This is a genomic window from Corynebacterium sanguinis, assembly GCF_007641235.1.
Lineage (GTDB): Bacteria > Actinomycetota > Actinomycetes > Mycobacteriales > Mycobacteriaceae > Corynebacterium > Corynebacterium sanguinis.
The window spans coordinates 2,048,730-2,061,372 of record NZ_CP038157.1 but is presented as its reverse complement, the minus strand read 5'-3'; the positions used below and the strand labels follow the sequence as shown (position 1 = coordinate 2,061,372).

The window sequence follows — 12,643 nt, the reverse complement described above, 5'->3', positions numbered from 1 at the left end:
GCTACTCTCCTTTATCTCCGCGAATGCTTGTCGATGCCCCATCGCCGCGCCCCGGTGACGTCGTCACGCCAAAGCTCAGCGGCTCGAGCTCCGCGTCGTCGGCCGGGCCGTAAGAAGCCGCCGCCGGGTTGGCCGCGTCGCCGGCGGACATGCCCGGCTGGTCGAGGCCGTAGAGGGTGTAGCGGCGCATCAGCGCGAACCAGATCACGGCGAGGATGCCGTAGAGGGCGGTGAACACCCCGAGGCTTAACAACACCTGCCATGGTTGGTGGTCGGAGACGCCGAAGTCGACGATCATATGGAGGTTCTGTTCCCCGTTGGGTCCGTCGACTCCCTGGAACGATGGGTTGGGGTGGACCACCCACGGCTGGCGGCCCATCTCGGTGAAGATCCAGCCGGAGAAGTTGGAAATCCACGGCGCGGGCAGCGCGGCCAGGCAGGCGATCTGGATCCAGTTCTCGGAGGGGACGCGCTTCTTACGGGTCTTCCACAGGGCGACGACCGCCATGATGGCGGGTACGGCCATGAAACCGATCATCAGGCGGAAGGACCAGTAGGTGACAAAGAGGTTCGGGATGTAGTTACCCGGCCCGTAAAGCTCCTGGTACTGCGTGTTGAGGTCCATCGCGCCCTGCAGGGTCACGCCGCTAAAGCGACCCTCCGCGAGGAACGGCAGCACGAACGGGACGCCGATTAAGTGAATCGCCGTTTCGCAGTTGTTCATGGTCGACACCGACAGAATCGAGAAGTACGGATCGGTCTCGGTGTGGCACAGCGCTTCCGCCGAGGCCATCTTCATCGGCTGCTGGACAAACATGAGCTTGGCCAGTGCGTCCCCGGTCAAGGCAACTCCGATTGAGGAGACGAGGATGATCCACGCCCCGAAGCGCGTGCAGGTGCGCCAGATCGTCGCCGCGGTGCTGTCGGGGTCGCCCTGGCGCGCCTCACGCACCATCCACCAGCCGGCGATGCCGCAGACGAAGGTGCCGGCGAGCATCCAGGCGGCGAAAATGGCGTGGGGCACGGCTTGAACTGCCGTGGGGTTGGTCAGCAGCGCCGCGAAGTCGATGAGCTCGGCGCGGTCGGTCTCGGGGTTGTAGCGCGCGCCGACGGGGTGCTGCATAAACGAGTTGGCCACGATGATGAAGTAGGCTGAGACGTTCACGGCCACGGCGACGATCCAGATTGAGACCAGGTGCGCCCAGCGGGGGACGCGTCCCCAGCCGAAGATCCACACGCCGAGGAAGACGGACTCGAAGAAGAACGCCGCGAGGCCCTCGAAGGCGAGGGGAGCGCCGAAGACGTCGCCGACGAAGCTGGCGTATTCGGACCAGTTCATACCGAATTGGAACTCTTGGACCAACCCGGTGACCACACCCATGGCGAAGTTGATCAGAAACAGGTTTCCGAAGAATCGCGTGGCGCGGTACCAGGGTTCTTTGCCCGTTACCTGCCAGAGTGTCTGCATGATGGCAACCACCGGGGCGAGCCCGATGGTGAGCGGAACGAAAATGTAGTGGTAGACGGTGGTGATGCCGAACTGCCACCGGGAGAGATCGACGAGATCAAGCTCCATGGTGCTGGCTCCTAGCTGGTTTAACTATCAGAGGCGGACAAGGTTGTCTGATACACACAAAAGCCGCGATTCGTAAAGAAGGCTTTATAGGTAGTCGGATGTGGGGGCGCGAAAGTTCCTAACGCTTCCGAGCAGTATCGCACTGGGGGGATGTATTTCCTACAGCGCGCTGCTCAGGCGCCCGGCCGCGGCGCTGACGACGTTGCCCCACGTCTCGCACGGCCGCGGGCCGAGGCGCTCGACGGGGCCCGATACCGAAAGCACCGCCAGCACGTGGCCCGCGGAGTCCATGATGGGGGCGGACACGCTGGCCAGGCCGATCTCGCGCTCGGCGACGGACTCGGCCAGGTGCTCGCTGCGCACCCGGTCGAGCTCGGGCTCGGGAAACGGGTGGTCCGCAATCAGGTCGAAGGCGGCGAAGACGCGCGCCGCCGAGCCCGCGGTCAGTGGCAGTTGCGAGCCGACCGGCACGGTGTACGTCAGCCCGCTCGGCGGCTCCTCGGCGGCGATGCAGGTGCGCGTGTTGCCGGTGAGGACGTAAAGCTGGACGGATTCTCCGGTGGTGGTGACCAGCTCGCGCATGATCGGCTCGGCCGCGGCCAGAAGGCGTGGCGACGCCTTGGCGGAAAATCCGGCGAGCGCGGGGCCGATGGTCCATTCGCCGGAGGGGGTGCGTGTGAGCACGCGGTGTACCTCGAGCGCGGTGGCGATGCGGTGTGTCGTGGCTCGGGGCAGGCAAGTATCCTCGCTTAGGTTCGCCAGCGACTTGTCGCCCATGGCGACGGAGCGGACGATGGCGATGGCGCGGTCGAGCACTTTAATGCCGGAGTCTTCGCTATACTGTCTCACACGATGGATACTAGCATTCCGCATAATGGGAATGTTTGTGACTACCAGAGGAGGAAAGCGATGGCAGAAAAGCCTTTGACACTCGCCGAGAAAGTGTGGCGGGACCACGTGGTGACAAAGGGGGCAGACGGCGACCCTGACCTGATCTACATCGACTTTCAACTCCTCCACGAAGTCACTAGCCCGCAAGCTTTTGACGGGCTGCGTATGTCGGGACGGACAATCCGCCGCCCCGCCCAGCACCTGGCGACCGAGGACCACAACGTGCCCACCCTGGGTATCAAAACTGGCAACCTGCTCGAAATTCAGGAGCCGACCTCACGCATCCAGGTGGAAACACTGCGCAAGAACTGTGAGGAGTTCGGCGTGCGCCTGCACTCCATGGGCGACGTGAAGCAGGGCATCGTCCACACCGTCGGTCCGCAGCTCGGTATCACCCAGCCCGGCATGACCATCGTGTGCGGTGACTCGCACACCTCCACCCACGGGGCGTTCGGCTCCATTGCAATGGGCATCGGCACGTCCGAGGTCGAGCACGTCATGGCGACGCAAACCTTGTCGCTCAAGCCGTTCAAGACCATGGCCATCGAGGTCTCCGGCGAGCTCGCCGAGGGTGTGACCGCCAAGGACCTGATCCTGGCGATTATTGCCAAGATCGGCACCAACGGCGGCCAGGGCCACATCATCGAGTACCGCGGCGAGGCCGTGCGCAAGCTGTCCATGGAGGCTCGCATGACCATCTGCAACATGTCGATTGAGGCCGGTGCGCGTGCCGGCATGGTCGCCCCGGACGAGAAGACCTTCGAGTACGTCAAGGGCCGCGAGTACGCCCCCACCGGCGCAGACTGGGATGCCGCAGTGGAGTATTGGAAGAGCTTGCCCACCGACGACGGAGCAACCTTCGACACAGTCGTGGAGATCGACGGCTCCGCGCTCACCCCGTTTGTCACCTGGGGCACAAACCCCGGCCAGGGCCTGCCGCTGGCAGAATCGGTGCCGGACCCGGAGTCCTTCGGCGACGACACCGCGAAACGCGCCGCAGAGAAGGCGCTGAAGTACATGGACTTGACCCCCGGCACCCCGCTGCGCGACATCAAGATCGACACCGTGTTCCTGGGATCGTGCACCAACGCCCGTATCGAGGATCTGCGCGCCGCAGCCGAGATCCTCAAGGGCCGTCGCATCGCAGACAGCACCCGCATGATGGTCGTGCCCTCGTCCACCATGGTTAAGCAGCAGGCCGAGGAGGAGGGCCTGGACAAGGTGTTTACCGAGTTCGGCGCGGAGTGGCGCACCGCCGGCTGCTCCATGTGCCTGGGCATGAACCCGGATCAGCTCAAGCCGGGGGAGCGCTCCGCCTCGACGTCGAACCGCAACTTCGAGGGCCGCCAGGGACCTGGCGGGCGCACGCACCTGGTGTCCCCGCTGGTCGCTGCCGCAACCGCTGTGACCGGCCACCTCTCCAGCCCCGCCGACCTCTAAGAAGGAGCACACGAGAATGGAAAAGTTCACCAACCACACCGGTGTTGGCGTCCCGTTGACACGCTCGAACGTCGATACCGACCAGATCATTCCGGCGCGCTACCTCAAGCGGGTTACCCGCAGCGGGTTCGAGGACGGCCTGTTTTCCAACTGGCGCGACAACGAGCCGGATTTCGTGCTGAACCAGGACGCCTACAAGGACGGCTCGGTGCTGTTCGCCGGAACGGACTTCGGCACGGGATCCTCGCGCGAGCACGCCGTCTGGGCCCTGGGCGACTACGGCTTTCGCGCCGTGTTCTCCCCGCGCTTTGCTGACATCTTCCGCGGTAACGCGGGCAAGGCGGGGCTTCTCGCCGGCGTGATGAGCGAGTCCGACATCGAGCTGATCTGGAAGCAGCTCGAGCAGAACCCGGGCATGGAGGTCACCGTCAGCCTCGAGGACCGCACGGTCACCGTCGGGGAGAACACCTACACCTTCGACATCGACGACTACACCCGGTGGCGCCTCATTGAGGGCCTGGACGACATTGGGCTCACGCTTCGCGACGAGCCCGCGATCGACGCCTTCGAGTCGCAGCGGCCTTCGTTCAAGCCCAGCGTCTAAGAAAAAGCCGCCACATAGGCGCGCACGGCGTCGAGCACTCCGCTGATGCCGTTGCCGAGCCACTCGGTGAACTGCCGATCGGTGTACTGCCAAGCCCCGGGGATGTCGTACTTAACTTCGAGCACGGTGAGGCGACGCCGCTCGTCCTTCAGCGCCACCACGCAGGGCAGCGAAGACGTGTAGTTGTAGAGCTGCACCCACCCGAGCACCTCGGCGAATCGTTCGCTGCTGATCGCTTCCACCGCGACGGTGCTAACCAGCGAGATGTGCGGTTGCTCGTAGCGGATCTCGAAGGCGATGCCTGACGTGGTGGCCAGGATGACGTTTACCTCGTCAGTCTCCCGAAACGCGATGTTGCTGGCCCGCAGGCTGTCGCTAACGAGGTTGAGGTCGATGTGGTTCGGCGCGGTCATCGCGGGAACCCCTTGCTGGCAAGGTGCGGCACGCGCCGCTCCAGGACGTCCCTGGCGCGGTGGATGGTGGAGAAGTAAAACTCGATCACCTGCCGGAGCTGGGTGTCGGTCACCGCGCCGGCGGTGAGAGACGGCACTTCAAAGAGTACAAAGGTCTTGCCGTCCCCGCGCGCAACCGGGTGGGCGCGCACGTGGCGCAGCTCGTGGTTGAGCACCAGCCCCAGCTCGATCGCCTCGTGGCGGGTGGTGGCCGCGCCGAGCCAGTGGGTGGTGACCTTGAAGCCCCGGGGGTTGACGTCGAAGTATCACACCAGGCCGGGAAACCCCGTGCGGGTCATGCCGTCGAAGGAGTCCCGGAAGTGGTTCAGTTTCAGATCCGTCAGCAGCGCCTCGATGCGATCCTGTGTGACGTGCTCGGCCATAGAACCTCAGGCCCTAGCGCACCGGCAGGGCCGAGGGGATGTAGTCGGCGCCGGTGAGGTCGTCGCCGCTAAACGACAACACCCATACGCCGCCCTTCTTGACGTTGATGGGGCCGTCGATAGGCAGCCTGCCGGTGTCGGAGAGCCAGGCGATGATGTCCGGCATGATCCCGCCCTGGGAGCAGATGACGCTGACCCCGCCGAGCGCGATGACGTCCGCGAAGGCCTGCTTGCAGGCCACCTGGTTCTCGGCCCAGGCGAGCTCACCGAACAGCTCGTTGACCTCGACGTCGAGCGTGAGCTCGTCGGCAAGCGGGGCGACGGTGGTCTGGCAGCGGTCGGGCTCGGCGGAGAAGATGCGCTGCGGGTTAAACGGGGCGAGCATGGGCACCAGCATCTCGGACTGGTGGCGGCCCTTTTTGTCCAGCGGGCGCAAGTTGTCGTCGCCACTCCACTTCTCGCGGTCGTGGGCGCGGCCGTGGCGCACGTACAAGATCCGTGAGGTCGCGGGCAGGCGGAAGCGCTTCTCCGCCTTCTGGAGCACCTGGCGGTCCAGGTCGTAGGTGAGCAGCTCCTTGGCCTCATCGAGGGGCAGCCAGCGGATCTCATCGACCTCGCTGTTGGGCGTGAACTCGCCGCCGGTGACCTCGCCCGTCCAGTAGTAGACCACCTTGGTGGTGTTCTTCACCGGGTAGATGGTCTTGCCCAAAAGCTTGCCCAAGCGGATGTCGTAGCCGGTCTCTTCCTTGATCTCGCGCACGGCGGTGGCCACCAGCGACTCACCGGGGTCGACCTTGCCCTTGGCCAGCGACCAGTCGTCGTAATGTGGGCGGTGGATGCAGGCGACCTCGACACCGTCCAGGGTGGAGCCCTCGCCCGGCTCCGGGAGGGTGCCGCGCCACAGCACAGCGCCCGCGGCCAGGGTGGTCTTGTCGAACTCGCGCTCGGGGTGGCGCGGGATCTCCTGGTGGCGGCCGGTGAGGAACATCTCCCCGCGGTCGTCCTTGTCTGTCTCGTGCATTGTCGCCCTAGATGCCATGGACACATTGTGGCGCACACTTTGCGGGAGTGCGAACTCACCCCGCCGACACATCCGGCTAATCTTAGTCGGTACATGCCCCGGGGGCGATATCAACAACTTGGAGAAAGCGAGGGAGCGATGGTCAACGTAGCTGTCATGGGCGCGGGCTCGTGGGGCACGGCTTTGGCGAAGGTGTTCGCCGACGCCGGCAACGCGGTCACCCTGTGGGCGAGGCGCGCGGAGCTAGCGAGTTCGATTAGCGCCGATCACGTCAACGCCGACTACCTGCCTGACATCACGCTCCCGGAAGCGCTCGTGGCCACCGCCGATGCCGCCGAAGCGCTCGACGGTGCCGACATCGTCGTCTTCGCCGTCCCGAGCCAGACGATGCGCGAGAACCTCTCGGCCTGGCAGCCGCTGCTTCCTGCCGACGCCACCCTAGTGTCCATCTCCAAGGGTATCGAGCAGGGGACGTATCTGCGGATGTCCCAGATCATCGCGGAGATCACTGGGGCCAACGAGGAGCGCATCGCCGTGCTCACCGGGCCCAACCTGGCCCGCGAAGTGGCCGAGGAGCAACCCGCGGCCACGGTGATCGCGTGCACCAACCTCAACCGCGCGAAGCTAATCCAGGCGGCGTGCTCTACGCGCTACATGCGCCCGTACACCAACACCGACGTCGTCGGCGCGGAGTTCGGCGGGGCCTGCAAGAACGTCATCGCGCTCGCCTGCGGCATGGCCGCGGGCCTGAACCTGGGCAGCAACACGCAGGCGACGCTGATCACCCGCGGGCTGGCGGAAATCACGCGCCTCGGCCTCGAGCTCGGCGCCGACCCGCGCACGTTTGCGGGACTCGCGGGAATGGGCGATCTGGTGGCCACGTGCACGTCCCCGCTGTCGCGCAACCGCACCTTCGGCGCGGCGCTGAGCGCGGGGGCGAGCCTGGAGGAGGCCAAGGCGGCGACCAAGGGGCAGGTCGCCGAGGGTGTGATCTCCTCGCAGTCGATCTACCAGCTCGCCGCCAAAGCGGGCGTGGACATGCCGATTACCACCGCGGTGCGCGCGGTGTGCCACGAGGGAGCAGGGGTCTCAGACGTCATCGTGGCGCTGATGGGTCGCTCGAAGAAATCCGAGTAACGCCTTGTAGGCTTCGACACGTGATTCGTGTAGCAGTAATTTACGGTGGCCGCTCCACCGAGCACTCCATCTCCTGCATCTCCGCCGGGGCAATTATGGCGCAGCTGCCGAAGGAGACCTACGAGATCGTCCCCATCGGCATCACCCGCGAGGGCGCGTGGGTCACCGGCAGAATCGACCCTGTCGGCGGCGCGACGCTGCCCGAGGTCGCGCCGGGCCGCGAAGTGGTTCTAACCGCCACACCGCAGCGCCGCGGCACGATTTCGGACGTCGCGACGGGCGAGGTCCTCGAGGTCGTCGACGTCGCCTTCCCCGTGCTGCACGGCATGTACGGCGAAGACGGCACGATCCAAGGCTTCTTCGAGCTCTCGGGCCTGCCCTACGTCGGTCCGGGCGTGCTCGCCTCCGCGTGCGCGATGGACAAGGAATACACCAAGCGGCTCGTCTCCTCTGCGGGTATCGCGGTGACCGACGAGGTCATCGTGCGTCGCGGCGAGTCGCTTGACGACGCCACCAAGCAGCGCCTCGGCCTGCCCGTATTCGTCAAACCCGCCCGCGGCGGTTCGTCGATCGGGGTGTCCAAGGTCAGCGACTGGGCCGAGCTAGACGACGCGATCGCTACGGCGCTCGAGTCCGACACCAAGGCGATTGTCGAAGCGGAGCTCGTCGGCGACGAGGTGGAAGTCGGCGTGCTCGAGTACCCGGACGGCCGCGTCGAGGCCTCCGTGCCCGCCACGCTCAACGGCACCGAGGACGGCGAGGAAGGCTTCTACGGCTTTGAAACGAAGTACCTCGACGAGGGCGTGACAGCCACCATCCCCGCGCCGTACAGCGAGGAAGTCACGCAGCAGATTCGCTCGCTCGCCATCACGGCGTTTCGCACACTCGGCTGCCGCGGGCTATCGCGGGTGGACTTCTTCCTCACCGAGCGCGGGCCGGTGCTCAATGAGATCAACACCATGCCGGGCTTCACCCCGATCTCGATGTACCCGCAGGTGTGGAAGGCCTCGGGGGTGAGCTACCCCGAGCTACTGCACACCCTTATTCAGACCGCCCTGGCACGGACGACTCGATAGCCTCCGACAGCGCGGTCACCGCGGAGTTGCCTTCGCCCTGCGGCAGGTGCACGGCGAGCACGGTGTCGCGGCCGAGCGCGAACCAGGTCGACGCCCCGGGGTTGCCCGCGAGCTGGGTGTCCTCGAACCAGGTCACCCCGTTGATCTGGTAGAGCTGCAGGCCGGGCTCGTAGTTCTCCGGTGGAGCGACATTGCAGCGCAGAAGAATCGGCTCTTTGCCCTCAGCCTGCCAGGCCACGGTGCGTTCCTGCTCGACGTTGAGGCGCGTGTACCCCTCGGCGGGAGACTGCGGCAGGGCGGATAGCAGTGCGTCGCAGGTACCCGCTTCGGTGGCGGGGCCATCGGCTAGCTGCGAAAGCGGGGCGGGGGCGGGAGTATGGGTCGCCTCCGGCAACGCAGCGGCGTTAACGTCGGCAAGCGCGCGTGCGGCGTCGCCGGTACCGCCGTTCGCCGTGACGGCGACGACGGGGGAGCGGTCGGTGGTGTACCACGTGGTCAGGTTTGAGCCGGCGATGGGATCGTCGATGCGCATCCACTGCGCCCCGCCGGCCTCGAACGTCGGGGTGTACTCGGTGTACTGCAGCGGAATGTCCACCCCGCAGCGCAGCGTGACACGCTCGGTGGACGACGACTGCCACGCCGCGGCACCCGGGGGTGCCGGCTCGGCGATCTCGGCGCGCCTGTGGCCCATGAGCGTGGTGGGGAGGGCGTCGAGAAGCGAGGTGCACTCCGGCGAATCGGCCAGCGGCGAGGGCAGTTCGGGCATGGACACCGGCGTTAGCGCAACGCGGTTGAAGTAGACTTTGGCTCCGGCGAGGACTCCGACGATCAGCGCCACCGCGAGGACCAGGCTGATAACGATGAATGGCTTGGGAATCGGGGTAGCGGAATCCTTGCTCATGATTAGGCAGTCTAACGAAAGGCGCACGTCACCCGTGATTGAGACAGGCTTTCCCGCCACCGGCCCGACGCTGGGGGAGGTGGGTGAGCACGAGGTCATCCGCGCGATCCTCGGCGAGGCGCCGTCGCCCTTTAACGGTGACGACGCCGCCGTGCTGACCCCGCCAGTGCCGAACTCCCGCGTCGTGGTCACCACCGACATGCTGGTTCAGGGCCGCCACTTCGCCCCCGAGCTGACCACGCCGTTCGCGGTGGGGCGCAAGGCCGTGGTGCAGAACTTCGCCGACATCGAGGCCATGGGGGCGCGACCGATCGCGGCGGTGCTGGCGTTTTCCGCCCCGCCCGAGCTGCCGCTTGAGGTGGTGCGTCAGTTCGCCGCGGGGATCCAGTCGAAGGTGGGCGAGTACACCTCCGAGCTCGTCGGCGGGGACGTCACCAGCGGCGCCTCGCTCGTGCTGTCGATCTCCGCGGTGGGCTCGCTCGGAGGCAGCCTGCCCGCCCTGGAGCTCGCCCGGGCGCGCGCGGGCCAGCGCCTCGTCGCCCACGGCAAGATCGGCTACTCCGCCGCCGGGCTTGCGCTGCTGCAATCCGGCACGGAGATCCCGGAGCACCTGCACCCCTTGGTGCACGCCTACCAGGCGCCCGAGCTGACCCCGGGGCGCGGCATGATCGCGCGTGCGGCGGGGGCGACCGCGATGACGGACAACTCCGACGGGCTGGTGCATGACGTCGGCACGCTCGCGGAGCGCTCCAAGGTCCTCATCGACCTCGATTCCGCGGCGATCGCGCCGGACGAGCTGCAAATCGCCGCGGGCGAGCTGCTCGGCGTCGACCCGTGGCAGTGGGTGCTCAGCGGCGGCGAGGACCACACGCTGCTCGGCACGATCGACGGCTCCGCGCCGGTAGGCTTTCGCACCGTCGGCGAGGTTCGCAAGGGAGCGGGCGTGCTTGTCGACGGCTCCACCCCGGCGTACAGCCAAGGATGGGAGAGCTTCTCATGACGCGCCTGCCCGTCCACGCCTCGTGGCAGGAGCCTCTCGCGCCCGTGGCCGAGCAGATCCACGCGATGGGCGATTTCCTGCGCGCCGAGCGCGAGTACCTGCCGCGCGGCAACGACATCCTACGCGCGTTCGCGGATCCTTTCGATGAAGTCCGCGTGCTCATCCTCGGCCAAGACCCGTATCCGACTCCCGGACACCCCATGGGGTTGAGCTTTTCCACCCAGCCCGGGGTCGCCCCGCCGCGCTCGCTGGTCAACATCTACAAAGAGCTCCACGACGACCTCGGGATCGCCCCGCGCCCCGACGGGGACTTGAGCAGCTGGGCCTCCCAGGGCATCCTGCTGCTCAACAGGGTGCTCACCGTGCGCCCGGGCTCCCCGGCGTCGCACCGCGGCAAGGGCTGGGAGGCGGTGACGGAGGCGGCGATCCGGGCGCTCGCCGCCCGCCACACCCCGCTCGTGGCCATTCTGTGGGGCCGAGACGCCCAGAGCGCCGCGCGTTTCTTGGGCGAGACCCCGAGGATCGAGTCGGCGCACCCCTCGCCGCTATCGGCCAGCCGCGGGTTCTTCGGATCCCGGCCGTTTTCCCGCGCGAACGAGCTGCTGGTCAGCCAGGGTGCGGACCCGGTTGACTGGTCGTGGTGAGAGTGCCTCGCGCGGTTAATCGGCGCCGGGGTAAACTCGGGTCCCATGGCTAACCCACCCGCGCTCGAGCCAATGTTCGACGGCGCCCACCTCCTGTCGTGGGCTCAGCGCTCGGCATCCGAACTTGATCGCCGACGCGTGGAGATCAACCAGCTCAACGTCTTCCCTGTCCCGGACGCGGACACCGGCTCTAACATGGCGCACACGATGGCCGAGGCCGTGCGCGAGGCCGCGAAGCTCGACGAGTCGGCCTCGATGACCGAAGTGGCCGAGGCGCTGGCGGTGGGCAGCATGCGCGGGGCGCGCGGCAACTCCGGTGTCGTGCTCTCCCAGGTGATCAGGGGTGTTGCCCAATCCGTGGGCCGCGGGGAAGTTACCGGCGACGTGGTGGCCCAGGCGCTGAGCTCCGGCGTGGACTTCGTCGACCGCGCGATCGCCGATCCGGTGGAGGGCACGGTGGTCACCGTGCTGCGCGCCGCCGCGGACGCCGCCCACGACGCCCAGGGCCAACCCCTGGACACGGTGGTCGAGGCGGCGGCGGTGGCCGCGCGCGAGGCGCTGGAGCGCACGCCGTCGCAGCTCGCGGCCCTGCGCGATGCCGGTGTCGTGGACGCCGGCGGCACCGGGCTGGTGATCCTGCTCGACGAGCTGCTCGCCGAGGTCACGGGTGAGGAAGCCCGCGAAGCTCCCGTGCCGGTCGCCGAGGAGGGCCACGGCGCCCCCGCGTATCTCGAGATCATGTTCATGTTCTCCGGACCCGTCGACGAGCTTGAGCGCACGCTTGTCGACGCCGGGGGTGACAGCCTCCTCATCGCCCGCGCGAGCGACACCGAGGCAAAAGTCCACGTCCACTCCGTCAACGCCGGGGCCTTGATCGAGGCGAGCTTCGCCCTTGGCGAGGTATCCGACCTGCGCCTTGAGGTCCTGCCCGAAATCGAAAATCCCGCGCCCACCGATCGCCTTATCGTGGCGATCACCCCGCCGGGCTCGCTCACCCAGCTGTACTCCGAGGCCGGGGCCACGACCATCGCCCCAGAAGGAGACGAGGCCGCCACCGTCGAGGCTGCCCTCGCGGCGGTTGCTGAGGCCCGCCCGCGCGAGGTCATCTTCCTGCCCAACGGGCTGATGAGCGACGTGGGTGTGGCGAGCGTTAAGGCGGCGAGCGAAACCGTCGAACACTTCACGGCGCTGCCGACCGTGCGCCTGGTCACGGGCATCGCGGCGCTTGCAGTACACGACGCCGCCCTCGACATGGATGTCGCGGCGGAGACGATGGCGGAGGCGGCCGAGGAGATGCGCACGGCCGTGGTCGAGCACGCCAGCGGCGCGCCCGAGGACGCGGTCGCCGAGGCCTGCGCGCACCTGCTCGAGGGCGGCGGGGAACTGATCTCCGTGCTCTACGACCCGGTGGAGATCCCCTCGCTCGACCACGACCTGCTGTCCACCACGCTGGGCGCGGAGGTGCGCATTTACCCGGCCGATAGCTTGGGTGCGATAGCGGAGATCGGGGTGGAGTAG

General features: G+C 67.1%; 13 protein-coding genes. 7 read left to right on the top strand and 6 right to left on the bottom strand.

The window, feature by feature from the left end:
- Nucleotide 1 precedes the first annotated feature (1 nt).
- Both E3227_RS09965 and E3227_RS09960 read right to left on the bottom strand, forming a co-directional pair.
- Entirely contained in the window at nt 2-1,576 is a 1,575-nt protein-coding gene (locus tag E3227_RS09965; RefSeq protein WP_144318348.1) for a cytochrome ubiquinol oxidase subunit I, read from the bottom strand.
- Between the two features lie 159 nt (nt 1,577-1,735).
- A complete protein-coding gene (locus tag E3227_RS09960; protein WP_144318347.1) occupies nt 1,736-2,449 on the bottom strand; it encodes an IclR family transcriptional regulator in 714 nt (237 codons plus the stop codon).
- A gap of 36 nt (nt 2,450-2,485) precedes the next feature.
- Here E3227_RS09960 and leuC point away from each other — a divergent pair, with 36 nt between their 5' ends.
- Both leuC and leuD read left to right on the top strand, forming a co-directional pair.
- Nucleotides 2,486-3,907: a 3-isopropylmalate dehydratase large subunit gene (leuC, locus tag E3227_RS09955; RefSeq protein ID WP_144318346.1), complete on the top strand. Its 1,422-nt coding sequence runs from the start codon at nt 2,486-2,488 to the stop codon at nt 3,905-3,907.
- A 16-nt stretch (nt 3,908-3,923) separates the two neighbouring features.
- Nucleotides 3,924-4,511: a 3-isopropylmalate dehydratase small subunit gene (gene leuD, locus E3227_RS09950; protein WP_144318345.1), complete on the top strand. Its 588-nt coding sequence runs from the start codon at nt 3,924-3,926 to the stop codon at nt 4,509-4,511.
- On the opposite strand, the gene E3227_RS09945 is transcribed toward leuD, so the two are convergent.
- The 3 genes from E3227_RS09945 to E3227_RS09935 form a co-directional block, all read right to left on the bottom strand.
- Nucleotides 4,508-4,924, bottom strand: a complete 417-nt coding sequence (locus E3227_RS09945) for a hypothetical protein (protein WP_144318344.1) — start codon at nt 4,922-4,924, stop codon at nt 4,508-4,510. The genes leuD and E3227_RS09945 overlap by 4 nt on opposite strands.
- Nucleotides 4,921-5,139 carry a hypothetical protein gene (locus E3227_RS09940; RefSeq protein WP_144318343.1) on the bottom strand — a complete coding sequence of 73 codons (219 nt, stop codon included), beginning with the start codon at nt 5,137-5,139 and terminating at the stop codon, nt 4,921-4,923. The genes E3227_RS09945 and E3227_RS09940 overlap by 4 nt, the downstream gene beginning before the upstream one ends.
- A gap of 220 nt (nt 5,140-5,359) precedes the next feature.
- On the bottom strand, nt 5,360-6,385 hold the full coding sequence (locus E3227_RS09935) for an NUDIX hydrolase (protein WP_170228666.1): 1,026 nt from the start codon (nt 6,383-6,385) through the stop codon (nt 5,360-5,362).
- Nucleotides 6,386-6,505: 120 nt separating this feature from the next.
- Between E3227_RS09935 and E3227_RS09930 the strand changes: the two genes are divergently transcribed.
- Nucleotides 6,506-7,504 (top strand): NAD(P)H-dependent glycerol-3-phosphate dehydrogenase, encoded by a 999-nt coding sequence (locus E3227_RS09930; protein ID WP_144318342.1) that lies wholly within the window; start codon nt 6,506-6,508, stop codon nt 7,502-7,504.
- Between the two features lie 20 nt (nt 7,505-7,524).
- Nucleotides 7,525-8,580: a D-alanine--D-alanine ligase family protein gene (locus E3227_RS09925; RefSeq protein WP_144318341.1), complete on the top strand. Its 1,056-nt coding sequence runs from the start codon at nt 7,525-7,527 to the stop codon at nt 8,578-8,580.
- On the opposite strand, the gene E3227_RS09920 is transcribed toward E3227_RS09925, so the two are convergent.
- On the bottom strand, nt 8,546-9,481 hold the full coding sequence (locus E3227_RS09920; RefSeq protein ID WP_144318340.1) for a DUF3515 domain-containing protein: 936 nt from the start codon (nt 9,479-9,481) through the stop codon (nt 8,546-8,548). The two genes, E3227_RS09925 and E3227_RS09920, sit on opposite strands and share 35 nt — an antisense overlap.
- A 34-nt stretch (nt 9,482-9,515) precedes the next feature.
- On the opposite strand from E3227_RS09920, the gene E3227_RS09915 reads away from it, so the two are divergent.
- From E3227_RS09915 to E3227_RS09905, 3 genes are read left to right on the top strand one after another with little or no spacing between them, the layout of a single operon-like run.
- Nucleotides 9,516-10,481, top strand: coding sequence for a thiamine-phosphate kinase (locus tag E3227_RS09915; RefSeq protein ID WP_170228665.1), 966 nt, complete (start codon nt 9,516-9,518; stop codon nt 10,479-10,481).
- Nucleotides 10,478-11,125, top strand: coding sequence for a uracil-DNA glycosylase (locus E3227_RS09910; protein WP_144318338.1), 648 nt, complete (start codon nt 10,478-10,480; stop codon nt 11,123-11,125). The genes E3227_RS09915 and E3227_RS09910 overlap by 4 nt, the downstream gene beginning before the upstream one ends.
- Before the next feature lie 45 nt (nt 11,126-11,170).
- A complete protein-coding gene (locus tag E3227_RS09905) occupies nt 11,171-12,643 on the top strand; it encodes a DAK2 domain-containing protein (RefSeq protein WP_144318337.1) in 1,473 nt (490 codons plus the stop codon).